A 24,020-nucleotide genomic window follows, 5' to 3' on the forward strand; every position below is an offset into this window, starting at 1 on the left:
TTTGGATATGCTTGGTAGGCCTTACAAGCTCTGTCAACGATGTCCTTATGCGAGAGGTTGCCTGCCGCTTGCCGAGTATGGAGGTTGCTTTTTTTCGTGTATTGTTTGCGACGCTGACTCTTCTGCCTATCGTTGCAATCAAAGGATGGGAAACTGTTTATACCAAGCAAATAAACTGGCATGTTTTGCGGGCAATTCTGGGATTTACGGCTATCACAGGTTGGTGTTTCGGTCTGTCGCATGTGCCTTTGGCTGTGGTCTCCACAGTAGGCCACACTATTCCTCTTTTTGTGCTTGTGCTTGCATTCATTCTGCTGAAAGAGCGCGTTATTTGGCAACGCGTGGCTGCAACCTTGGGTGGATTTATGGGCATCATGATCATTGTTGCAAACACCCATGATGTTACCACAGGAACACATATGCACATCTGGGGTATCCTTGGCCTTATTATAGCCGCAGTGTGTTTTGCCTTGAGCGATATTGTCAATAAGGTCATGGTGCATAATGAATCTCCTTTATGTATGCTATTTTATTTTGCCCTTGGCACTACCCTTGCAGGAGCAATTCCCGCTTTCTTGGTGTGGACTCCCCCTACGATGCATGAGCTCATGTATCTGTTGGCTTTAGGTGCAGGTGGTAACCTCATTCTGTTTTTTCTTCTAAAAGCATTCGCTGCTACCGATATTTCAGCACTTGCGCCCTTTCGGTATGTTGAGCTCATTTTTGCCGTTCTTTTTGGACTATTTTTATATGGGGAAATTCCGAGCAACTCTGTCCTTATTGGTATCGCCATTGTTGTCCCGAGCACTTTTGCTGCTGCTATTTTTGAGAATCGCCGCAATACCCCTGCTTAAAGCTCATCACAAATAATCTTCCATGTGGTTCGATTGGTTTCCTCTGCTGTTTCAAAACTAAAATCAACCACTGTCGTTTCAAGCCAGGGACGATAACGAATCACAACATTTGCATACGACTCCACACCCTCATAAACCAGACATCCCTCCTCCCACCGATGTGTCCGCACAGGAGAACCATGCATTGTTTGAACACGAACTGACTGCTCTTGTGGCTGTCGTGAAAGCATTACCCTGTCACCAGGATTTAGCTGAAAAACAAAACGGCTAAAGGTCACAAGAGCCCCTATACGTATGTTTTTCCCAATAAAAACCTCATCCAGCGGTGGTAAGTTTAAATCTTTTCCCATTAAAATGGACCGATACTTGTGCCGTATATCCTCTGTGCTGCTGACAAGCCCTCCGTTAAGTGTACGCATCGGATGATTCGTGCTTTGCGGGATAAGCGTGTGAGTAATACCACGACCACTTTGTGGATGAAGTTCTCCCAAACTAAACTGAAAAAGCGTTTCACTGTTCATGGCCTAATACCCAAACCATAAGGGAAGCAAGTGGATGTCTTCATTCATAAATGCTTCTAAAGAATCATCCTCCCATTCATGGGGGATAGAAAAATAGGCGTTTTCACTGGATGGTTTCATTATATAATCTCTCCTTCTCTATAAAACACACATCGCACACAAAAATCAGCCGCATACAATTGAGGCATTACTGTATTTATATTACCTGTAAGATTTTCTTGTTTCCTAAGAGAAAAGGCCACACTAAACAACCCTCCCTCTACATCAATCCCATGAGTACCAGACGTCAACACACTCACAACAGAACCCGCCAACGATTCACATCTATGTCCATAAGCAGGAAGAGCCCAAAAAGAGAGACAAATCTCACCATAAAATGTTTCCGGTGACGTCCATGAATTAATTTCCCCAGACCCTTTTTGTGACACCGACCAACAAATGTCTTTGCTTGATGTGCGCGTATTTACATGAGGCCTTACAGCAAGTCCTTCCGTGCGTATAGCCTTATCAATTGTATCGCGTAACCATACATGTAAATTTTCCTTCATGCTCATATCTCTGCCTCATCCAACGGCGTAATATAATAAGTTAGGTCCGATCCTCCGGGATTAAGTGCACGTGAAACAAAGGCATACACAGTTCCTTGGAACACCAATCGATAGTCCTCTCTAACAGGAATTTTTTCACACAATGTTACTTCCCATATAGGAAGCACGGAATCTGACTCATGACGACGTTGCGTATACAGCTGAAGATGAGAATGACGATACGCCGCCACACATGCCCACACTTCACCGACAGGATGATACGCAGTGATAACATGTTCATGATAGCGAGGCTCAAGAAGCAAAACTCTGTGCTTGCGATCTTTTGTTACCTTCATGACAACCATCCTCTTGCTTGGGATATATGTAAAAATGTACAAATATCAGAAGGAAGCCCTGCCATATGGCCCAAAGCCGGATCAGGAGATTCCCGCCGTTGATAGTACCTCTGCACAAGCATACATATCGCATCTTTATAAAGCGTTGGAACCTCTTCGATGCGGGCGTATCCAGCTGTATATTTGATTATAATTCGCATCGCCTGCATGATGTGCTGACGCGGAATATATACTTCTGTTTTATAGCCATTAGTCCGCGTTTTCCACCCCTCACACACCCAATCATCCGTGATGGTTTGACTGGTGACCGATACAATAGCAACAACAGGACTTATCCTCAAAGAAAACGGCCCACTATACCTAGCATCCTTCCAGGGATTTGCTTGACGAGATCGTCCACTTTCTTGATTATGTGTGTGTTGCCATTTTTTTTGTGTAAAAGAGATCCCCGCATAATTTTCTATCATCAACTGAGCACTTATCATCAACTGATTGATGAGAGAATCATCAGCATCATGATCAACTTTGAGGTAATTCTTCATCCATGAGAGAGGTATTAAGGCCTCACCCGGTGAATCCAAACAAATTTCAGACATACTTTTTCCCTTAAAATAATATGACTAGTCGGAACGTATCAATCACTCGGCAAGAGGGTGTGGTATCATAAAATAATTCCCAGAATAACACCCTCCTTACCCCGATTAACTATGAAGCCAGGCGCAAAATGGCAAGCGCATCGGTATCCACAACATCCCCACCTACACGCTTTGTCGAATAAAACTCAATGAATGGTTTGGATGAGAAAGGGTCACGCAACACCTGAATTCCGGAACGATCAACAATTTGATAGGCTGATTTCACGTCACCAAAAATCACAGAGCTTGAAGCTGTTCCCTCAACAACGCCGGGTATCGCATCATCCACATATACGGGGAATCCCAACAACGTTGAAGATACTTTGTCACTAAGACTTGGCTGCCACAGATAGTTTCCTGTGCTATCTTTTATCATACGAATCTTTTGCAACGCACTGCGTGACATCATCCAGGATGCATTTGCCAGATAATGACTACGCAAGCAATAAATCATGCGAACAAGAAGATCGCTAGCATCATCATCAGGAAATCCCCCATCAACACCACTGTCAAGAGCCCGAAATGTTCCAAAAGCAGGGTTCAGATCCGTGGACACTGGAAGACTTAAAATTCCTCGTGGACGTGATACCCCATCACCATTAAGAAATGCATGGTTTTCAAGATCACTAAACTGCTGAGAAATTTTCTCCGTCAGCCACTTATCAACATCAATGTTTGCATCATCCAAAAGTTTCTGTGTAGCCCGAGGCTTGGCATAAATTTCATGAACGTTGATACGTTTCTTTTGAATCTTTGGGGTATCCGTTTCGGGGCGATTAGCTGTTTCTGCAACCCACCCTGCTGCAGCGGCCTCTCTATCTAATAAAACATCCACATGATCTGATGAAACGGTCATCACAGAAGCCAGCGTACGAATGGTACTTTGGCCGACTTTTTTATCAACCATATGGCCTAAGTTTTGAGGAACAAAAAATCCCCCATCCTCATCCGCTCCGCGGGTCAAAGATTTTGACTCAAGGCGCAAGAGGGCGTCATCACCACTACGCAAATAGGAAGAAAAAGCCTTTGATTCACCCGTCGATAGCAAACAATCAGTTGTTCCGTCAATTTGAGGGCGCATCATATCACGTTGTTTCTGTTCGAGATAATCGATATTTCTTTGCAGCCGTGTAAGACTTTCCTCAATGAGAGGATCAGTCGTTTTCTTTGTTTCCAGAATTCGCAGACGGTCGTCATTCATTTGTTTAAAGTCTTCGAACGCCTGTGATAATTCATTAATAACTGTGTGTACGTGTGACATGGAAACTCCCTTTATAGTGTTCGTTGGTTTTCGTGTGTGATAAGTTGCGTTAGCCGTCTAACCTGCATGAGCAGATCACTATCATCACGGCAACTTTTTACGTGATGAACTTTGGCTTTTTCATTGGCGGCAAATGTCACCAATGAAATTTCGTGAAGATCAATTTCTGTGAGAACCCGTGCCTTTGTTGTTTGGTCCTGGTAACTTTTTTTAACCTCATATCCGATAGATAGCCCATCAAGAACGCCCTCCTTCATAAGCGCATAAGCACTGCGAGCCCGACCTACATCCATGAGAAGGCGCCCCTCAACATAAAGCCCCTTAGGATCTTCACCCATGAATGTCCATTTCCCAATGGGCTCATGATGCTTGTGCTGCCACAACATCTTGGGCATTTTTTTTTGCATATGCCATTTTTTCAAAGAATGCGAAAAGGCCCCTTGTGCAACAGTGTCTCCTTGACGATCAATCCAATCAAAAACGCTGGCATAACCAAAAAAATTTCCTCTAGAGTCAAGACTTTTAATCAAAACTGGGGGTGATACTTTGTGGTGCATACGTTTCTCTCTCCTGCGTTGAGTTGCTAATTTTTAGTGTGCACACACACCGTCATTATCCCTGGATAAAGGATGAGGAGGATATCCAGTAGCGGCACGTTTTTCATTGTCGGTAAGAAATGTTGCACGCTCGAGGCTTTGCCATAGCTGTTCTCGTCTTTGAGAAAGTGCCGGTATAGACCCTTGATCATAGCCAATCTGTAAATCAGGACCAAATTGAGGTGTGAGCCAGGAATTAAGCTCATCAACAATCATGTCCAAAAGGGGTAGGATCGTATCTTCCCACAGGTGAAACCGTGCCTCACGGTAGTTTGCATAGGTGCTATCACCCTTAACCCCAACCAACATGGCAGGAACCCCAAAGGCTTGTGCAATTTCGCGCGCGGAAACATCTTTTGATGTGGCAAAGTCCATTTCCCGGGGACTTAAGCCCATTTCTTTCCACTCAACATCGCCCTCAACAATCATCATTCGGCCCGCGTTTCCAGGACCCTGATGAAAACTGGTCATATGTTCTCGCGCCAGTTCACGACTATCCTCATCAAGACCATCACGAAAAACGGCCACACCAGAAGGTCTTCCCCCATTTTGCAAGAGAGATAAATTATGCTCAGCAACTGCATTGTGTTGATCAATGGCGCACGCTGCTGAATTAAGGGGACTCGCACCATACCAATCGTCAATGGGATTAAACAACTTAATATGGGCTATTTTTCGTTTGCCATTATGTGCAAGCATGCTAATACGGCGTGTCTTCTCATCAACTGTATACTTATAGGTACGCAACTGTCCTGTTGTTGCTGGGACAATTTCCACACGGTCCGGACGTAATAAATACAGCTCACATGGCTGTTCATCAAAACCGTACATAGCTTCAACATAGGCATTGCCAGAAAGCAACAAATGAGACACGAGCGCCTCAACAAAAGAGGCCCCTCCGCGCAAAGGATTCGGATGAGACAGCAAGGTAAGAAGAGGATGTGTATCAAGAGGCGATACACCTTTTTTTAACAAAAACGCAACGCTTGCAAGGCTACGCGCAATCAACGTCACACAGCGATACACAATAACGTTTTTTTTGTAGCCTTCTTGTACTAACTCAGCGTAGCTATGTCCTGTCCATGTGGGTTTCCCCAGAATATTAACACTATGAACGCTACGATAGCGTTTCTTTTCTCTTTTCCCTGTTTCACTCTTTACCCCTTCTAATGTGGTTCCAAGACGCAATATTTTTTGAATAATTGATTTAAGTTCCATAGTACCCTCCTGAGAACAGAAGATTATTTATGCGAACTGCTTAATTTTGACAAATTATTTAATACTTATGTCAGGTATGTAAAATTTTAATTTTTAATAAAAACAAACAGGTGCACAAAAGGTGTGTGCAAAAGACTAGGTATATACATCCCCGTTTCAGATACAATGCACAGAAGCTTTCCGCAAACAACTATCAGGAAATTTGTTCCACACAGTTTTTCTCTCCTGCCCTCGTTTTATTGATTTTCAGTAGTAATTATTTGAGAACGTGCTGTCTTTTTATGTAGAAAAACCCCCGCACAAACCGAGAAAAGGCATGGCCCATTTGACTAATAATAAGCCCTAAAAGAATCAATAGTGCTGAAACAAAGGTATTAAATCCTATTTTTTCTCCTGTGAGAAAAGCAAATGCAAGGGTAAAACAAGGGATCAGCAATGAGTATGGCGACACATCTGCGACACTATACCGACGAACGAGTATACTCCACGCACGCATTGCCCCTACCATGGAAATCCAACCAGCAAAAAGCATAATAAGGGTATGGGTGGGGCGAGCCAATAACTTCATGTTTCGCACCACCTCTTGCCAACCATCAACGCTCATAGCCAACGTGAAGTGAATCCCTATTGTAAGCGGGGCAAAGGCAACAATTGCTGATGACGGACTGAGTGGTTCGCGAGAGTCGTGCATGGCACGCTTCAAAAGAACATTCCCTAGCCCCATGAATGCTGCCGAAACAAGCATACAAAGATATCCCACACATACACAGAATTTCTCTGCTGTATAAAGCCCCCAAAAAACACCGGCACACAAGGGGACAAAGGCTATTAAGTGATATTTATTGGGTGATTCCCTCAGCATCAAATAGGCAAATAAAGCTGCAAACAACGGGTTAAGCTGTAACAATAGTCCTCCCATCGCAACTCCTGCACCTGCTTTTATTCCGAGACCCAGGAAAGCATAATGGGCGACCCCCCACACCAGAGCCGTGGGCATGATGCATCGCCATTGATGGAGTCGCAAAGGAAAAATGACTACCAAGGGAAGTACAACGATCATGCGCAACAAATTAAAGCTAATCGGCGAAATCTCAACCAGAGCTATCTTCGTTAAAAGAACATTCAGGGCCCAAACAAAGGTCGTACAAATCGCAATAGCGATATCTCTAGAAGCTAACACAGCCGGCGCGAAGGGAACATACTGTGTATTTAGTGCTTATTCACAAACACTTCAAGGAAAATTCTATTTGATAGGTATGTGCAAAAAAATGTTTTTTTAGAAAAACAAGAGATAGCAACAGATCATAGGAATTTTGCGTGTAGAAATAGGCAGATACTGCTGAAACTATTTTTGATTGGTCTCTATTTTTTCAGCGCATAAATCAACAACCAACACATTGCCATCTGTTTTGATGACACGCACCCTCGTTCCAGGCGCACACACCGGCCCCACAAGGGACCACCACACGCCATCAAGAAGAATACGCGCTTTGTTTGCGACGATACCATCCTGCAAAATAAGTGTTTGACCGATATACTCACGGCCCCTTTGATTAATGGTCTCAAATTTTCCCTGGGGATTTTTCTTAAACCATCGATACGTAAGCCCAAGACTTACAAGAGATGCAATACTGAACAAGGCCCAGTCGTAATTGGGAGGAAAAACCACAAACAACTTTGCAGCGGCAATAAGTGCCGCACCTATTCCCAGCCACAATATATACGTAGTCATTGTGATAAGTTCAATAATAATAAATACAAGAGCAAGCGTCATCCACCCCCAAAAGTCCATGTGCTGTAATGTATCGATCAGCATACCTCTATTTTCATACAAAGAATCAACCAAGGTGGATGTCATTTTCTTCACTTTCTAATAAACCAGGGGATACACCCCCTATCGCAGGGGAAATGGCACCGAAGATACGACCACGTATAACCTTGCCAGATGTCCCTATGCCCCAAAACTCAACACGCACATCCCTAGACAGTACAGTATTTCAACCGTTTCTTATGCTCTCTTATTTTTCCAAAGAAGGTTTTGTTTTTTTCCTCTCTGAGAAAGTTTCTTTTGCAAGCTCAGCAATTCCACCCAGTGATCCTATGACATTTGCCGCCTCTAAAGGCATAAAAATCACCTTGTGATTCGGTGCGGCCGCAATGTCTTTTAGTGCACCCACATATTTTTCAGCAATAAAATAATTCACCGCCTGCACAGTTCCTTTTTTCATCGCTTCGGAAAGCATCTGTGTAGCCTTTGCTTCTGCTTGTCCTTGACGTTCACGCGCTTCTGCCAAAAGAACAGCTGAAGCCTTTTCCCCTTGGGCACGCAAAACGGCAGCCTCTTTATACCCTTCTGCCCGTAAAATATCAGCCTGACGACTCCCCTGCGCTTCAAGAATTTGCGCACGCTTGTCACGCTCCGCCTTCATTTGCCGCCCCATAGAATCAACGAGGTCTTTCGGGGGAACAATATCCTTAATTTCTACCCGTGTGACTTTTGTACCCCACGGGTTTGTTGCATCATCGATGACCTTGAGAAGCTCAAGATTAATCCGCTCACGTTGGGATAAAAGCTCGTCAAGATCCATCGCCCCCATGACGGTACGAATCGTTGTCATAGCCAGATTCATAATTGCATGCTCAAGTTGATCCACCTCATACGCCGCTTTGGGCGCGTCCATGATTTGGTAGAAAATCACACCATCCACACTCACCATGGCGTTATCTTTCGTGATCACATCCTGACGAGGGACATCAAGAACAACTTCCTTCATCAGCATGCGCACGGCAACCACCTCCACAAGGGGCATAATGACATGCAGTCCCGGCCTTAATGTTCGTACGTAACGACCAAAGCGCTCAAGCGTATACTGAAATCCCTGGGGTACAATCACCACAGCACTTTTCAGAAGAAGGCACACCAATCCAACAAGAATAATAACAAACATTGTCATTGGTGTAAAATTAACCATTTTAGACTCGCTTTATTGTGAATATTTGTTTACTATAACATATATCCTTACAAAGATCAATTTTTTGTGGATTGATTGCCAACACTTAGATGCATTTTACAAAACTATACGCGGCTCGTATGTCTCGCAACACACGCAAGCCCGGATTCTTTCACATATGCCTCACCCACGGCCACAGCGTATTCTGGGTATTGGTTACCTCACTCACATCACAGCGCATATTCTAGAGACGCACACATCGCGCAGCTATGTTTCAGGTGTTCCAGACTTCCTCGGTATTAATAAAGCCCACATTCCTCAGTTAAATTATCCCACCATTCTGCTAAGCGATGACTGCTTGCCCTTTGATGATTATAGTTTTGATCTTGTGATTGCCCTTCATAGTCTTGAAAATACGCATAACCAACAAAAATTTCTGCGGGAGCTTTGGCGTGTGCTTGATCATAAGGGGGCATTGATCGTTATTGTTCCAAACAAATTAAGCACATGGTGCCGTTCAGAAAGTACGCCATTCAGCCGTGGGAATGCTTTCACCACACATCAACTCATGCATCTTTTTCACAGGTCTCGCTTTGCACCGCTTGGCTTCGAGAAATTTCTATTCGCCCCTCCTTTTTTGCCATGCACATACACTGAAACATACACTATACTTGATCGCATCATGCGATATCTGGTACCCACAGGTGGTCTTTTGTTAGGCAAAGCAGAAAAACGTCTCCTTATTCACCCCCCGCAAGAACAAGAACCAAGCCTAAGCACATGGCTCAAACAGAAAATAATTCCTGGATCTGTCCATAACCGCAAAAACAAAAGGGGATATCCTGAGGTCTAAGAAAACGCAGAGGTCAATCGAGAAAAAATGCGCCGCGTCGCAAGAGTCAGGCCAAGCGTTCCGACGTAAGAACCTGTCACAACAAGAATAATTTTCACAATCACAGGGATGTCGTACCCATACAAAAGAACTTGCCCCCCAATCACAAAAATCGGATGGTACAAAAATAAGCCAAGGGTTTTATCTTTCCAATAGTCGATAACCATCCATGACAAAGAGCAAAAACGATAGACAAGTCCACCATAACACACAATCTGCAGTGGCAAAAATATCCCGTGAAGGGATGTCCGGATAAGAATACCGGGTGCTATTGCGGTAATAATTTCCATAGGTGATCCCTGGGGAATATAGCCATTATAGTAATAGTAAAGATCGCTTGAGTAGGCCCCCTCGCTGTACCACAGCATGGCATAGCCAATATACAAAACCCCCACACCGAAAAGCCCACACATAAGCACAGGCAAAGCATGCATCAATCGCCCCATAAGAATCACCCGATCAGCCTCAGGAATCAAAGAAGCCCCCACACCAATGGCAAAAAACAAGGCTTGCACCAAAAACCGAGACCCTTGAAAATGAAAAACTTTCCACCCCCCAATCCACCATGGGGCACCATAACGAATATCCATCACACCCAATAAAATCGCACACACACCCATCACCGTGGCAAGGCTGCACCACGGGTGGGCAGCTATAAGGCGAGCAATAACCTGTCCAAGCCTTTGTGTGCGAACTTTCCCCATAAGCACCAGCCCCCCCGCTGCCATGCTCCCATACAAAAAAATAGCATAGAGAACCCACATGGGGCCTGCTTGCAATTTTGCGCCAGTGAAAAATTGGGTCGTAAGAAAATCATAGAATGATAAGGAAACAGAGGCTTCAAGAACAAATTTTCCATAAGCCATCCACGGAACCAAAAAAATAACCCCTGCCACCGCCGTTCCTAATAAATAGCAGGCCCGTCGCCACATATAGGCACAAAGCCCCCAACGCATCAACGATCCATACACACAAAAACCGCTCACAAAAAACAGCATCGGTATAATCACGCTGTTGTTGTGCAAGTATAGTACGTCACATAATAGACTACGATCAACATCATGCACAAACCAGAAGGATCCCCAGTACTGGGCATAGCCATGAAGCGTATGATCCACAAGCATCAGCATAAAAAAAATGACGCGCAGTCGGTCAATTGTTTTTTCGCGTGGTTCAGAAATATATCGCATAGTCTTCACAGCCTTTCATCAAAGAACCCGTGAGAGCCCAGGAACACGCCGCAGACCATGTTTTACCAAGACCAACGGTACACAAACAGACACCCCAAAAATAAGAAAAACACGCAAAATAAGAGGAACACCCCCCCCATAAAACACTATATGCCCCCCCAGAACGAGGGCTTCATGAAAGATATAAATGCCATACGAAGTATGTGCTAACGTTTGCCAAGGAACCACCGGTTTATCCAAATACCGGCCAAACACCCACACCCCAGTCAACAGCAAACCAAGCATCACAAACCCTAACAAAGCGGCACGAACCCAGTTTACCACAGGAACATCTCCCATCATGGCATATAGTGCGTGCGTAGGAATCTTATGGTGATACGATGCCAGAGGAAGGCTCATATCAAAAGCACCATCGTTAACATACCCAAGCGCAATAAGCAGATACACGCTAACCACAAAAGCTGTGGAAACAAGAATAAACACCCGGTGATTATCCAAAAACCCAAAAAGACGTGGTTCCCCAATGCCAAAATGTTGATATACGCCTATCCCCAAGCAAAATAAAATCCCATACGTCCCCATCAGTGATCCCATGGCGAGCAAATACGGAGAAAACACAGACCACCAAATCCATGGCCCAAATGGAACCTCCAATCCAACAATGGAAGTACTAAGCAAACATCCCAGCACACAATAACCAACCCCAGGATACAATTCCCCATAGGCAACACATCGGCCCAACCACTGTGAAAACCCAGGCCATAATAGCTGAATAAAGACATACACCAGTGTTAGTACAAACAAGAATGATAAGTACCAAAATCCTGTAGCAGCCATAGAATCAGGAAAATATCGCGTGGTAAAAAATGCGATAAGCGTCCCGGTGTATTTACCGCTATGCACCTGCTGTAGGTATATAATCACAGCACCAATGAACACCAAACCAAAACCAAACGGGATCCCTAAGCGCACCATACGTTCGCATATATACCCCCATAATCCCCGTCGTTTGAATGAGTGCGGGGTAAACACCCCTGACAGAAAAAACAACCCAGGAACCATCACTGCGTAACAAATGAGATGAAGCCCATCAAACACAAGACTGCTATCGACGTCTGTGATAAACCAATAGCGATCAAAGTGGTATGTATAGGGATGAATGACATGGTCAAACACCACCATTAACACAAAAAAAGCACGCAGATAGTCCAAATAATACGAACGCTGACCGTCAGACACACAAAACACATAAAAAAACCTTAGGTGTATTCTATGCAAAAAAAAGGGCTAAGACAATCACATTGATAACACCGTGAGGGAGACCTAGGTCACAAAACATCACCACCTGTGGGTTTTCTTTCTGGCAGGGCTGTATTTTTACGCGATAGTGGGTAACAAGTTTGCGTACTGTTATCTGCGTATAAAGCGCTACGCAAGACTGTAGCCCACCTATCACACACCTGTCACACACCTGTCACACACCGTTTCTGTGAGGGGGATGCGCGGGGCGTTGTTCACCACCGCCTCCGCTGCCATTTGATCACTCAGTATCTTTTGGAGCAGGAAACGCTTCGGCTGTTCTAACCTTATTCTTACTCATATCAACAATCCCCCAGAGATTCAGGATGAGTGCTTCCAAGTCCGCGCCCGGGACCAGTCGGCCTCGTGTTTCAGGAGTACTACCCTGGCCGTGGTTACTTTTTAACTGGCCAAAAGCAGCATCACTCTCGATTAGCATCTTAATCATGTCCGCATTAATATGCGACGTTTTTACCGCCCAGGGCTGCCCGTTAATATCTATATTTTTGATAGGCACATTTTGAAAAATTTGGGCGATTGTACCGTAACCTAAACCGTAACCTAACTGGTCACTCCACTCACGAGCTTTTCTTATATAAATGTAAGTTTTGTCAAAAATATTCGCACGCGGTTGGTTACCTGCGTTAGTAAACGTACCGTACGTAAGTGCTGTTGACAGATTGTTTTTGAATGGCCTGATGTCTACCGTTTGTGTTGTAGTGCCGCTATGAGGAACCCCTTCATTGCTCACCGGACTAGAACCGCCAGAACTAGATTGGTTGTCGACAGGGTGCAACATAACATTACCCCATGGACTAGAATCCCCACCACCGCCACCGCCGCCACCACTTGCAGGGTGGTGGTAGCCGCCACCGCCAGCAGGCTTAGCAGAGGCGGCCTTTACGGCCTCTGCAACCGCAAGCAAAACATCAATCGCCGACTCACCTCCCTCAGAAGCATCCTCCCCCGCTGAGTGAACCTGTGAAAAAGTATCATTGCCAATAAAAATTTGATGAATATCGGCAAATACATCAGCCGGTTTATCATACATACCGATCAATACCATTTCCAGCGATGCTATCTCTTCAGGACCAACTTCTTTTAGTAGAAATTTCGGGATATTAGTTTGACGTATTATGTATTCATAGAGTATCGTATTTACTAATACATCAAAATTTTTTCGAATTTTTTTAAGATTTGGTACTGTCAACTGAGGATCACGGGTAATATTCTGCAAATTTCGAAGACTATCTCCTAAACCCTCCTCTTGTGGTGAGATGGTTCCGTCCTTATAACGCCCACTTACCATAAGCCACAAGCCATCAAGTTGGGTATAGTTTTCTAGAGCCGCAGGATTTTCTAGAGCCGCAGGATTTTCTAGGGGAGCAGACAAAATACTTTCGATAAGATGGTCCAGGGCCTTTTGTTTGACGGGCACTGATGTCTTTGGGTCGAATAAACGTTCAACCTGGAACAATACATCCTCACGACTTGTTTTCTCTTTTTTTATGGCATTTTCTTTTACCAACTGCCTTAGGAGGGCCAATCCATCATCCGGGGGAATATTATCCCTCACTTTCTTCTCTAAAAGCATTGCTAAGCCCTCTTTGAGGGACATTTTTTTAGGAACAATTACCTGATGCACCAATTTCATCGGGCTCCACTGACCCCCTGGTGTCTTCATCTGATAATTCGGGTTCAGCAATACAGATAGGGCTTCAATAACTTTTTGATCTTCTGTTAGCGTTGCATCCGCATCGCGAAAAGCAATAGCCATAGCTTCCTGGACCTCCATGCCATTGCTCACAACCCTCATTGAAAATTCTTCGTGAACGTCTTGATAACCTCCCCCGGGTTTCGGGGTTTTACCATTAAGAAATTCAAAAAAATCCCTGATACGAGTATCGACTGATTGATCCGACTCAGACTCAGATCCCACAAATTGTTTCAGTGCACGTTTGAAAGCATTTTGCTGGGAGAAGGTTGGCTTTTTTGTCACTGTTTTTTTCTCTGCAAAAACATTTTGCTCATGGCTTTTGGGTATGAGCTTTGTCAAAGCAGGGTCTTGCAGGAGTTCCTTCATCATAATCTGGACAATATCTTTGTTGCTCGCATTAAATATTTTAAGCTTATGATTAAAATCAGGGGATCCAACCTTCAGTTTGGACGCATGCAAGGTATAGGCAGAATTATCAGGAAATTTCATTCTCTGAATAAACCCGTTAATCTCTGCATCCGTTAGTGAGGCATTTATTTTTTCATACTCATTTGGAATTGGAGCGCTAGGATTGGTGCGCTTAAACTGTGCAAGCCCTAATATCTTATCGGCATTATCAAGACTTCGATAGAATTGTTCCGAAATGTCATCATCCACGTGTTTTTTATACTCTCTAGCTAGTGTTTGCACATCTTCAGAGAGGTCATTGGGATCAAATGTTTCCTCTTTGATGCGCACGTGATTAGCGATAACGGTGTGTGCATCTAAACATAATTGCTTATTTATCGCAGCACCTGAATATGGGAAAGCTATGACTCTCTTGTATGCTTGGATTTCCTCATTTTCTCCCATTGCTCTGTCTTCTTCGCTGGATTGCTCTCGAATCTCATTTGGAAAGATAATACCCAAATAGCGCATCTTTTCAGCGTTGCTAAGAGCCCGATAACCCTCCATGATAAGACCAAGTTTGTTCTCCATGAGGAAATTCTTATAATTTTCGTGGAGCCTCATCCAATCTGTTGTTGCCGCAGGTGCAGGTTTAGCAGCGCTAGATTTCTTGCCACCAAGCCCCTGAATCTGAGCTAAAAAGCTGGCATGAACCGGGGTCAGACTAACAAAACAAAGCAAAGCCATGAGCGCTTGTCTATGGAAAAAATATTTTAGAGAAAATTTCTGGTGAAAAGGTATCATTGTGATCTCCAATTTATGGGTAAAAATAGTGGATGACTTCATGGCTATTGTGTTTCTTCACGATTCAACGGCTTAAAACCGATCGGAATATCAGGGCCCATACCTGTTGTGCCCCAAGTTGTGCCCCAAGGAGAGATCAGCGGCTCCTCGTCAAGCAGACCATTTTCATTTATCAATCCCATCTCAGCACGGTCATCTTTTGTACGATTCATGATTATATCGTGAATCGTTTTATTTAATGCGTTATGTGTTAATTCGATCGTTGCAACCTGGGACGGTACAGGGATAAAATTACCCTCACGATCACGAAGAAGATCACGGAAGATGCTCAAAAATGCAGAAACATTTGCTCCAAAAAGAGAGGCGCGCTTATCCGGATCAACAGTAAGAAAATACATAGATTCTTTACTTTTTTCCGTGACCTCTTCTATAAAAGACATCCACTGATTCCAACCCCTAGTAATAGCATCGCTATAGAGCGGGGAACGATCCGCCATTGCGTTAATGTCCTCTTGAAGAGCCTTTGTCTCATCGGTATTCCACCAGGTGATCGCTTTTTGCGTGGCGTCATGCAAGGATCGCACAGCAGAGTACACAGACGTTACCTCACCCAAACGCTTAGTAAAACCTCTTATCTCAAAAAGATTGTCATATGCCTGGCGAAGTTCATCGGATATTCCTTCCCTCAAAAGTTTGTACTCTTCCAAACGCTTTATTTTCTCAATCTCACGCATATCAGAGGCATCTTTTTCCTTCTGTTTATCCGCATATACTGGTGAATTACCCGTTTCCATAACAGTAAGCAGGTGAGAGTTCAATTTGGACGGTATGAGTGACTCTAATGCCTTCACGGTCTCCTGCAAACGATTTTGAGATTTCTTCATGAATATACGGACAGGTTCTGGATGCATACCTTGATAAAATTTGCTTTTCGTCAAATTTGTAACAAAACGATTTGTACCATCAAAAATCCCAGATGAAGAATTCTTCGCGCAAGAATCACGCAGTTCTTTGTATGTATTGATACGGTCTTTTATATATGCGCTAGAAAATTTGATGAATAATGTTGAATTATCCACAATTTCTCCTGCTTCTATGGTTTTTTTGTAGTATTCGGAGTAATCCTCAAAGAATTTTTTATGCATAATATCAGCGATCATGCTGTGAATATCTTCGTTCAGCACCCCAAAAGTATTATCACTCCCAAAAAGAGGGGATGCATCAGTGCTCCAGTCTTCGTCTGACTCAGAAGCGTCAGGATTAGAAAAAGGTAATGTTGTTGGGACTTTTTGATTGCCCTTCTCTAGCAAAAGATTTTCTAACCGTCTGATAAACGTGTAAAATGCGTGCGCGATACGGCGATGTTCTTTAAGGGTTTCAGTCTCTGCAACGCTCGCTGTATCATGGGCGGTTGGTTGTTCTGCACTGTCTATATCTGCAGAAATTTGAGAGGCATTTTCCACACCCCGAGCGATTGAAGATAAAGGATCGAAGGAATCACTATCCTTGTTCTGAAATTTTTCAATAATACCTGTGAGTACAGATGAAACATCTCGATCCAAGAAATCGAATAAGTACTGTCTGGGCTTGTCAAAAAGATTACTATCAGGACCTACGATTTTTGTACCCCCAAAAACGTCTTTTAATGCCTTGATTAATTCGTTACTGGCCATTTTATCAGTAGGCTGCAGGTTTGTACCAGAAACTTCTAAAAATTGGATAAATCTTTCAACGACTTCTGTATGGGACTCTATAAAAGCATATAGCTCTTCCACCATGCGTCCGTATTCATCTAAGTTCGCAACAGACAGACCCGGATCACCCCTGTATGCAATTAGCGTCAAGGCACTGGGTGTTTTTAATCCATCATAAAAGTTTTTACGATCGGTATTAACTAACCCCAGGAGTGCCCGTATCTCCCCAACAAGAGCCGTTGTTGTTAAGGGAGGAAGAGTCAAAATATTCCTGAGAAGCGCTCGAACATTATCTTCGGGACTTACGGGCGTTGCGTTAGACCCAGCACCGCCTGTTCCAGTTCCACCGCCTGTTCCAGCTCCAGGTCCAGGTCCAGGTCCAGGTCCAGGTCCAGGTCCGAATCCACCACCTGTTCCAGTTCCACCGCCTGTTCCAGCTCCAGGTCCAGGTCCGAATCCACCGCCTGTTCCAAATCCCAATCCGCCACCATTCGTTTGACCTAAGGCGGCAAGGGCACCTATATTCTGCAGGGTGGCCTGTGTCGTCTGCTGAAGGTTAGTGTTCTGGGTTGTCAGTGCCTGAGCGGATGCCTGCGCAGCTTTCTTATCTGCCTCAGCTTGGAGGCGCGCGGCCTCCGCAGCTTGCTTGGCAGCCTGATCAACAGCAGCGCGGTCTCTCAAAACGTCTTCGTGCGCCTTATTCCAGGCACCTGCTAACTCTTGTGCCTTTGTAAAAAGACCAGGAAGCGCGCCCCCCCGAGGCTCGGCCGCTATAAAAGCATCAATGTTGATCACACCAACAGTGGCAGAAAATTTTTGCCATGTATCATTATCATCCGGTTGACCAAGGTTGCCGTCTCGGGCGTTCGTGAGAAATTGTTGCATAGCACGTAGACCCGTCCGTTGATCCCTGGTGATTGTGCCGCTGGGAACCAATGCTTCACTAAAAGAACGTGCAGGAGAAGCACTCAATTCATGGGTCAATAAAACACTGAACAGGAAGACAAAAATAATACGCATACATAATGTATAGTAACCGTTAGAGCTACTTTATGCAAAAAGCATTAATATTTTCCTAAAAGATATAAATACTGATGCACGGAAATTATAGTATTTGTGCAGAAAAAGAGAGCAAAAAGGAATATTTATTATACTTGTAAGTGGGCGATATTTCTTGCAGTTCGTCAGGATCTCCATTGTTGAATATATGCCTCGCTTTACTCTTAGCATTTTTTTGGAACGAAAACTCCGCACCAAGGGTGTAGCGTGAACCATCCAACGCATGGCGGTATCCAAGGGAATATTCAGGAACATAAGAAGTTTTCTTCTTTTTTGCCCCCACAATTGAATGAATGTCACCAAGCGTCCTCGTCACCTGAAAGATAAAAGTTTCCCTACTGACACCCATAGCGGCATAACACAAACCGCTATCAGACGTGCGATACCCTGCAAGCAATCTTCCCCGGTATGATGATTTTTTCTTTACGGCAAAGTCCAGAATTTCCCATTCAGGAACATCCCAATTCCATCGCCTAGTATGCAGCTTTATGCGACCTGTTGACGGAAAGGCTGTAATATCCAAACCAAAACTAGCGTTGGAAATGGAACGCAAAACTGACACACCCAAGCCAGCCTCTAGAAGGCTCATACGAGGTGTGGAAGAATCGTGCGTGGAAAAGGACCCACTATTAGAACCAGTCACACGATACAACCGACCATACTGTGATTTCCAGCTATATTGGGATGCACCAACCAGCACATTCACACCTAACCAATGGTCGTGAGGGTTGGGATTGGTTCCCTCATTGCGCAGTTTGGCTGTCTGAAGCCCCCCAGAAGCAGGACGATGCGCCCCAAGCTGATCCCCAACATCTGCCATTTTGGCAACACTTTTGTGCGAACCGGAATCCGCTTTTTCTGTGGTTTTCTCCAAGGGTTCCCCGCCGGCATAGAGGGACGATACAAGCGCCGCCATCAAAACAGTTCTACACGAAATTGGCATTGCTTTCATTGAATAAACCTTAAAAAAATATCAGCTTTAAAAAATTTATCACAGAGTTTAGACAAATCCCAAGGATTTTTTTACCTGTTTTTTCTGGCTCAAGATCCACTAAGTCTTCCTGAGTCGCCACAGTGGCGATCACACTTGCGTAAATATGTGAAACTACAGGTATGATCCCAGGGAAATTCTCTTCTCGTGGAGGGGGTACGCGTGTTATTGTCGCCACAAATCAGATGTGCGCCCCTCAATCAACGAGCATATTACGGGTCGCTGCTGGTATCCGCACCTCAATACCGTCCAAAGCCTCACTCAAGATAATTTGACATCCCAAGCGGGATGTTTTTTCCAAACCAAAAGCAAGGTCAAGCATATCTTCCTCATCCTCACTGGGGGCCGCTAATTTTTCATACCACGCAGGGTCCACGATCACATGACACGTTGAACAGGCCAGCGATCCTTCACAGGCCCCCTCAAGGTCAATTTTATTGCTGTGCGCAACCTCAAGCAGAGATAGCCCTGCTGGAGCATCGATTACAGTACGTGTGTTGTCTTTCGTGATAAATACGACTTTGGGCATAGTGAACTCATTGAATTGTTCTGTCTTTATGAAACATTTCACACAGATGTCAATCCGTTGGCACAGAAAAGAACCAGAACCCAGCCGTTCACAACGGTAATTGTGTTAATTCAATCTTCGAATTGTTCCCATAGAATTTTTACTTGATTTATTGTCATTATTATTATAATTAATAGTCAAAACAAAAACATTATTACTAAAAAATTTTCTCAGAAATCATGAGGTGAATACCGCTCAACGCTATAAAAGAAGCAACGGTTGCGGCACACGTGTTGCACACGGGACAAAATCCCCGACAGCCTGTCTGAGGATAAACACAGACGGAAACTTTCTTTTTACAGCGTATGTGGTCATAAATATGTGCAAGGAGGTATAACATGCGCAATTATTTCGATTATGACACAGCCGAGGCTGTGTATTATGTTTATTTGTATGAAAGCACGACCAAAGCCGCGGAAAAAATTAATCTTTCTCAGCCTGCAGTCAGTCGCCGTATTTTAGCGGCTGAAGAGCGCACAGGAATCGTCATTTTTGAACGCAACTTTCATCGCATGATCCCCACGAAGGAAGGCATGACCTATATCGAGGCCTGTAAAAAAATTCTCCACATCGGCGATGCCGCCTTGAAAGACGCCCATGCCCAAGCGCAAACAGACAACAATGAAATCCGGATCCTGAGCACACCTTCAATGGCAGCAACATGGCTTCCCTTTGCACTTCAGGGATTTTCCAAAAAGCATCCTGACCTACTGGTCAGAATCCGATCATCGGCGAATCCTCTTGACGTTTTGGAAAGTGATGTGTTGATTTCTCCTTATTTATCAGACAAACACCATGTTGCAAAAGAGAAACTTTACGATAGCTATCAAGGATTGTTTTGCTCACAACAATACCTGGATAACATGCAAACCGTCCCGCACGACCTAGATGATCTTGAAAACTATCATCTTCTGACAATTGATGAAAAGCGCTATGAAAGGCATATCACTGCCAACTGGCTATTAACCGTGGGTATTTCAGATGGCAGAAAAATGCGCCAAGCATCTTTAGAACTCGACTCCAATGATGGTCGTTATCAGGCTATGTTAAACCATCATGGAATTGCACCAATTGCGATACAACACATTCGCATGTGCAAACCAAAAGGCGTTGTGCGCATACTTCCTGATATACGCTCAGATCCAAAAAGTGTGTATTTTTTTTACAACTCTCATCAAAAGGAACTTACAAACCACAGGATCCTCTTAGACTTTCTCAGGAAACACATTACAGATCATCCTGATATTTACCAAAATGCATTTTAACAGCAAGGAAAATATCCCAAGCTCACCCTCCTCTTAGCCTGTAGGGCCTGACAATCCCCTTCACAATGCAGGGTTTTTGACACAACACACGCCACTGCCGGGGGGGTGTCCTTACGCAGAAAGCCACGACGATATATGAGCTTCAGCAACGCTTTTCAATGATACCTCCACAGCGGCTATAGCCTCATGAATGGCGTTACGATCAGAGGACGTTATGATAAGACGAAGATTGGCAACGTGTGCGCGCAAATCAGCATGAGCATCAGCCCCGCATACATCCAGAAAGGATGTAACCTGCCTTAATAAGCGTTCGGCCTTTTGACGAGCACCAATCAACAGGCGCGCATCCATATCAGTGGATGCCTGATCAAGAGACTCTATTACCATGTCTGCAATGTCAGGCTCACACAACCCAAAAATTGGATTGAGCTGAACCCCTTGCCGGATACCTGTGGATTTTTCATAGGCATCTACACTAAGAAGCCCATCCGCATCCAGTGTAAATGTTACCTGGATGCGCGCCCGCCCCGCAGGCATGGGAGGAATACCCGTCAATGAAAATCGCCCCAAAGATCGGCAATCTTTGGCCATTTCTCGCTCACCTTGAACGATATGCAAGGAAATTCCCTGTTGTTCGTCTTGAAAAGTTGTGAATTCATGGGATTGCGCCACGGGAATCGGCGAATTGCGGGTAATGATGCGCTCTACGACTCCTCCCATGGTTTCCACACCCAGGGACAATGGCGTTACATCCGCAAGGGTGTGCGCACTTCCATGCATGATTTGGTGCGCGCGAATCGCTGCCCCTTGGGCCACTGATTCATCCGGATGAAGGTCATCACGCACAAGGCAAGTTATTGGCTGTTCTTCGAGCATACGACGCACCAGTGGAATCCTGGTGCTTCCCCCTACCAACAAAATCCCAGAAAGATCACCCCAGGTCACATCCGCATCATTCAACGCATGAGCACACAACGTCACCGTACGCGCAATTAAAGGATGCATCAAATTTTCACACGCGACACGTGTAACCGTCAGAACGGTTCCAGCAACATCAATACGGGCCTGTGTGTCCTGACTCAGGATATGCTTGACACGGCGTGCATCCCGGATCGCCTCCGAGCGATCAGCATACAAGGCCCCCTTCTCAATTAACAGGGTCGCAAGTGCCTCATCACAATCATCCCCCCCCAGCTGCGTATCACCAACTGTTGCTAAAACACGGAAAAAACCCTGTTCACACCGCAAAAGAGAAAAGTCAAATGTGCCCCCACCAAGATCGTACACCCCATAAAGACCTTCTTCTGTGGTACTAAGGCCAAAAGCAAGAGCCGCAGCCGTGGGCTCACTCAACAAAGAAATATTCACAAATCCAGCATGCTGCGCGGCCAAGCGTGTTGCTGCACGGGCGATTTCATCGTAATAAGCCGGAACAGTAATAACAGCATTCGTTATCTCCTCACCCGTTTGGTCCTCTGCCATTAGTTTCAGCGCATTGATAATTTCAGCTGCAATATGAATAGGTGATATCTGTGCTTCTCCCACAGAAATAGGAGAGAGCGTTGCTTCTGTAATATCATTACCCGCTCCCCGAACAATTCGCTTACCGCGACTCAAAAACCGTTTAATCGAAGCAATACGTACAGAGGCTTCCCCCTCATCCCACTGGCCAATTGAAACCATTTCTCCCCGGTGCGTATAGTTCACCACAGATGGCAGAATATGCCTGCCATGCTGGTCTTTAAAAAAAATCATCTGACGCACAGATTGTTCAGGGTTTTTTACTTCACAGTAATGGCCGATCAATGAATGAGTTGTTCCAAAATCAATACCAACCCAACGATTCATATCTTCGCGGGCATCTACCAAATTTGTGTGTTCAGGTTCAATTAGTTGCAACAAATGTGTCATAATATTTCATCCAATTTACGCTTCAGTGTGGTTATCAAGCGACTGACATATCGGGCTTTTGTCAGGGCCTCTGTCATAGCCGAAGTGTCAGAAGCCCGGTCAATGCCTTCCAAGGCATCTGTAAGACTTTTCGCCAGTGTCGCACACATGGTTTGTAACCCTTCACCCTCACATGCTTCAACTTCTTCTTGAAGGCTAAAATAATGCATCAAGTCTTGGGGTGATAGATCCCCCCCTACATCCCCCTCTCCCCCACGCACATGCACAACAAGTTCTGCGCGTGAAATGGGATCATGCAACACCTTGTAAGCCCTATTAATATATCCATAACAGATATCCACAGGTGTTTGATCGCGCAGACACCGGGTAAGGCATTCTTTATGCTTGGTCGCGTACGCCACATCTAAGATGTCCCGCTCAAGAACAGCACGCACAGGCAAGCCAAGAACAGCAAAAGCATGAGGACCAGACGTACAACTGCTACCATCAGACGCTTCGCCAACATCAAATGGGGTTGTCTTAGACATGGAAAGACTCTCCACAGCCACACCGTCCTTTTTCATTGGGATTTGTGAACACGAAGCCCTTGGCCACTTTTTCGTCTTTGTACTCCATGGTTGTTCCCACCACAAAAAGGACAGCCTTAGGATCAATAAAAATTTTTATTCCTGAGGATTCAACCATATCGTCATGAGGGCGCGCCTCATCTGCAAACTCAAGCGTATAAGACAGCCCTGAACACCCGCGTGTTTTTACCCCAACGCGAATACCAAGTGTTGGTTTTTGTCGACCAGCAATCATCTCTTGAATACGCCTGGCTGCATCTTCAGTAACAGTAAATAAATCTTTGACACGCGTCTTACGCACGTATTTTTACCTCCGCGTCCACCGCATCAGGAGTTGTTTTTTCTAGGGGATTCCTCTGAGATCGCTTTTTTTCATAATCAGCAATTGCCGCACGAATTGCATCTTCAGCCAAAATGGAACAGTGGATTTTTACAGGCGGCAACTCCAAATGATCCGCGATTTCTTTATTCTTAATTTGCTTGGCCTCATCAAGAGTTTTACCCCGCACCCACTCAGTAATCAGTGAGCTAGAAGCAATCGCTGACCCACACCCAAATGTTTTAAATGTAGCTTCAGCAATTTTTCCTTCACGCACGCGAATTTGCAGTTTCATAACGTCACCGCAGCTGGGAGCTCCCACCAAACCAGTGCCCACAGAATTGTCTGCCTTATCCATCGACCCCACGTTACGGGGGTTCTCATAATGGTCAATTACTTTTTTGCTATACGCCATAGTACTTTCCTTCTATCCTTCGTC

23 protein-coding genes are annotated in these 24,020 nt (G+C 44.7%); 3 read left to right on the forward strand and 20 right to left on the reverse strand.

Translation table 11 applies throughout. The annotated features are described in order from the left end of the window. Positions 1-11: 11 nt before the first annotated feature. Entirely contained in the window at positions 12-854 is an 843-nt protein-coding gene (locus H6849_00165; protein USO01471.1) for a DMT family transporter, read from the forward strand. Here the strand turns inward: H6849_00165 and H6849_00170 are convergent. The 10 genes from H6849_00170 to H6849_00215 all read right to left on the reverse strand — a co-directional run bounded on the left by H6849_00170 (position 851) and on the right by H6849_00215 (position 8,922). After that, positions 851-1,375, reverse strand: coding sequence for a hypothetical protein (locus H6849_00170; GenBank protein ID USO01472.1), 525 nt, complete (start codon positions 1,373-1,375; stop codon positions 851-853). The two genes, H6849_00165 and H6849_00170, sit on opposite strands and share 4 nt — an antisense overlap. A gap of 119 nt (positions 1,376-1,494) precedes the next feature. Next, positions 1,495-1,923, reverse strand: coding sequence for a hypothetical protein (locus H6849_00175; GenBank protein USO01473.1), 429 nt, complete (start codon positions 1,921-1,923; stop codon positions 1,495-1,497). Positions 1,924-1,925: 2 nt separating this feature from the next. Beyond that, positions 1,926-2,258 (reverse strand): hypothetical protein, encoded by a 333-nt coding sequence (locus tag H6849_00180; protein USO01474.1) that lies wholly within the window; start codon positions 2,256-2,258, stop codon positions 1,926-1,928. Beyond that, complete coding sequence (locus H6849_00185; protein USO01475.1) at positions 2,255-2,854, reverse strand: phage gp6-like head-tail connector protein; 600 nt, start codon at positions 2,852-2,854, stop codon at positions 2,255-2,257. Before H6849_00185 ends, H6849_00180 begins: the two co-directional genes overlap by 4 nt. Before the next feature lie 109 nt (positions 2,855-2,963). After that, a complete protein-coding gene (locus H6849_00190) occupies positions 2,964-4,154 on the reverse strand; it encodes a phage major capsid protein (GenBank protein USO01476.1) in 1,191 nt (396 codons plus the stop codon). Positions 4,155-4,165: 11 nt separating this feature from the next. Further along, positions 4,166-4,711, reverse strand: coding sequence for an HK97 family phage prohead protease (locus H6849_00195; GenBank protein USO01477.1), 546 nt, complete (start codon positions 4,709-4,711; stop codon positions 4,166-4,168). A gap of 33 nt (positions 4,712-4,744) precedes the next feature. Next, positions 4,745-5,968, reverse strand: a complete 1,224-nt coding sequence (locus tag H6849_00200; GenBank protein ID USO01478.1) for a phage portal protein — start codon at positions 5,966-5,968, stop codon at positions 4,745-4,747. A gap of 256 nt (positions 5,969-6,224) precedes the next feature. Beyond that, positions 6,225-7,148, reverse strand: coding sequence for an EamA family transporter (locus H6849_00205; protein USO01479.1), 924 nt, complete (start codon positions 7,146-7,148; stop codon positions 6,225-6,227). A 165-nt stretch (positions 7,149-7,313) separates the two neighbouring features. After that, the gene (locus H6849_00210) at positions 7,314-7,826 is read right to left on the reverse strand and encodes an NfeD family protein (protein USO01480.1); all 513 of its coding nucleotides are present in this window, start codon (positions 7,824-7,826) and stop codon (positions 7,314-7,316) included. Between the two features lie 160 nt (positions 7,827-7,986). Next, positions 7,987-8,922, reverse strand: a complete 936-nt coding sequence (locus H6849_00215) for an SPFH/Band 7/PHB domain protein (protein ID USO01880.1) — start codon at positions 8,920-8,922, stop codon at positions 7,987-7,989. Between the two features lie 82 nt (positions 8,923-9,004). Here H6849_00215 and H6849_00220 point away from each other — a divergent pair, with 82 nt between their 5' ends. Further along, the gene (locus H6849_00220) at positions 9,005-9,772 is read left to right on the forward strand and encodes a methyltransferase domain-containing protein (GenBank protein ID USO01481.1); all 768 of its coding nucleotides are present in this window, start codon (positions 9,005-9,007) and stop codon (positions 9,770-9,772) included. Here H6849_00220 and H6849_00225 read toward each other — a convergent pair. From H6849_00225 to H6849_00250, 6 genes are all read right to left on the reverse strand, one after another. Next, positions 9,769-11,001, reverse strand: a complete 1,233-nt coding sequence (locus H6849_00225) for a hypothetical protein (GenBank protein USO01482.1) — start codon at positions 10,999-11,001, stop codon at positions 9,769-9,771. The genes H6849_00220 and H6849_00225 overlap by 4 nt on opposite strands. A gap of 18 nt (positions 11,002-11,019) precedes the next feature. Then, entirely contained in the window at positions 11,020-12,240 is a 1,221-nt protein-coding gene (locus H6849_00230) for an acyltransferase family protein (protein USO01483.1), read from the reverse strand. A 301-nt stretch (positions 12,241-12,541) separates the two neighbouring features. Next, positions 12,542-15,151, reverse strand: a complete 2,610-nt coding sequence (locus H6849_00235) for a hypothetical protein (GenBank protein ID USO01484.1) — start codon at positions 15,149-15,151, stop codon at positions 12,542-12,544. A gap of 101 nt (positions 15,152-15,252) precedes the next feature. Next, positions 15,253-17,922, reverse strand: coding sequence for a hypothetical protein (locus H6849_00240; GenBank protein USO01485.1), 2,670 nt, complete (start codon positions 17,920-17,922; stop codon positions 15,253-15,255). An 85-nt stretch (positions 17,923-18,007) separates the two neighbouring features. Beyond that, a complete protein-coding gene (locus H6849_00245) occupies positions 18,008-18,913 on the reverse strand; it encodes a hypothetical protein (protein ID USO01486.1) in 906 nt (301 codons plus the stop codon). 235 nt (positions 18,914-19,148) lie between these two features. Then, positions 19,149-19,481 (reverse strand): 2Fe-2S iron-sulfur cluster binding domain-containing protein, encoded by a 333-nt coding sequence (locus tag H6849_00250; protein USO01487.1) that lies wholly within the window; start codon positions 19,479-19,481, stop codon positions 19,149-19,151. A gap of 377 nt (positions 19,482-19,858) precedes the next feature. On the opposite strand from H6849_00250, the gene H6849_00255 reads away from it, so the two are divergent. Then, a complete protein-coding gene (locus H6849_00255) occupies positions 19,859-20,785 on the forward strand; it encodes a LysR family transcriptional regulator (protein ID USO01488.1) in 927 nt (308 codons plus the stop codon). A gap of 111 nt (positions 20,786-20,896) precedes the next feature. Here the strand turns inward: H6849_00255 and H6849_00260 are convergent, their stop codons facing one another. The 4 genes from H6849_00260 to iscU are packed head-to-tail and all read right to left on the reverse strand — an operon-like array spanning position 20,897 to position 23,996. Further along, positions 20,897-22,696 (reverse strand): Hsp70 family protein, encoded by a 1,800-nt coding sequence (locus tag H6849_00260; protein ID USO01489.1) that lies wholly within the window; start codon positions 22,694-22,696, stop codon positions 20,897-20,899. Further along, positions 22,693-23,223: a hypothetical protein gene (locus tag H6849_00265; protein USO01490.1), complete on the reverse strand. Its 531-nt coding sequence runs from the start codon at positions 23,221-23,223 to the stop codon at positions 22,693-22,695. Before H6849_00265 ends, H6849_00260 begins: the two co-directional genes overlap by 4 nt. Next, positions 23,216-23,497, reverse strand: a complete 282-nt coding sequence (locus tag H6849_00270) for an iron-sulfur cluster assembly accessory protein (protein USO01881.1) — start codon at positions 23,495-23,497, stop codon at positions 23,216-23,218. Before H6849_00270 ends, H6849_00265 begins: the two co-directional genes overlap by 8 nt. A 58-nt stretch (positions 23,498-23,555) precedes the next feature. Next, complete coding sequence (iscU, locus tag H6849_00275) at positions 23,556-23,996, reverse strand: Fe-S cluster assembly scaffold IscU (GenBank protein ID USO01491.1); 441 nt, start codon at positions 23,994-23,996, stop codon at positions 23,556-23,558. Positions 23,997-24,020: the final 24 nt, after the last annotated feature.

This window comes from Alphaproteobacteria bacterium (assembly GCA_023898725.1).
GTDB lineage: Bacteria > Pseudomonadota > Alphaproteobacteria > JAUHZC01 > JAUHZC01.

Excerpts from the sequence above, each read along its gene's own strand:
- iscU (USO01491.1), bottom strand. The coding sequence starts at position 23,996 with ATGGCGTATAGCAAAAAAGTAATTGACCATTATGAGAACCCCCGTAAC.
- H6849_00260 (USO01489.1), bottom strand. The coding sequence starts at position 22,696 with ATGACACATTTGTTGCAACTAATTGAACCTGAACACACAAATTTGGTA.
- H6849_00195 (USO01477.1), bottom strand. The coding sequence starts at position 4,711 with ATGCACCACAAAGTATCACCCCCAGTTTTGATTAAAAGTCTTGACTCT.
- H6849_00270 (USO01881.1), bottom strand. The coding sequence starts at position 23,497 with ATGATTGCTGGTCGACAAAAACCAACACTTGGTATTCGCGTTGGGGTA.
- H6849_00250 (USO01487.1), bottom strand. The coding sequence starts at position 19,481 with ATGCCCAAAGTCGTATTTATCACGAAAGACAACACACGTACTGTAATC.
- H6849_00170 (USO01472.1), bottom strand. The coding sequence starts at position 1,375 with ATGAACAGTGAAACGCTTTTTCAGTTTAGTTTGGGAGAACTTCATCCA.
- H6849_00235 (USO01484.1), bottom strand. The coding sequence starts at position 15,151 with ATGGCTTTGCTTTGTTTTGTTAGTCTGACCCCGGTTCATGCCAGCTTT.
- H6849_00175 (USO01473.1), bottom strand. The coding sequence starts at position 1,923 with ATGAAGGAAAATTTACATGTATGGTTACGCGATACAATTGATAAGGCT.
- H6849_00215 (USO01880.1), bottom strand. The coding sequence starts at position 8,922 with ATGACAATGTTTGTTATTATTCTTGTTGGATTGGTGTGCCTTCTTCTG.
- H6849_00200 (USO01478.1), bottom strand. The coding sequence starts at position 5,968 with ATGGAACTTAAATCAATTATTCAAAAAATATTGCGTCTTGGAACCACA.
- H6849_00225 (USO01482.1), bottom strand. The coding sequence starts at position 11,001 with ATGCGATATATTTCTGAACCACGCGAAAAAACAATTGACCGACTGCGC.
- H6849_00240 (USO01485.1), bottom strand. The coding sequence starts at position 17,922 with ATGCGTATTATTTTTGTCTTCCTGTTCAGTGTTTTATTGACCCATGAA.
- H6849_00265 (USO01490.1), bottom strand. The coding sequence starts at position 23,223 with ATGTCTAAGACAACCCCATTTGATGTTGGCGAAGCGTCTGATGGTAGC.
- H6849_00180 (USO01474.1), bottom strand. The coding sequence starts at position 2,258 with ATGAAGGTAACAAAAGATCGCAAGCACAGAGTTTTGCTTCTTGAGCCT.
- H6849_00210 (USO01480.1), bottom strand. The coding sequence starts at position 7,826 with ATGACATCCACCTTGGTTGATTCTTTGTATGAAAATAGAGGTATGCTG.
- H6849_00190 (USO01476.1), bottom strand. The coding sequence starts at position 4,154 with ATGTCACACGTACACACAGTTATTAATGAATTATCACAGGCGTTCGAA.
- H6849_00185 (USO01475.1), bottom strand. The coding sequence starts at position 2,854 with ATGTCTGAAATTTGTTTGGATTCACCGGGTGAGGCCTTAATACCTCTC.
- H6849_00255 (USO01488.1), top strand. The coding sequence starts at position 19,859 with ATGCGCAATTATTTCGATTATGACACAGCCGAGGCTGTGTATTATGTT.
- H6849_00245 (USO01486.1), bottom strand. The coding sequence starts at position 18,913 with ATGAAAGCAATGCCAATTTCGTGTAGAACTGTTTTGATGGCGGCGCTT.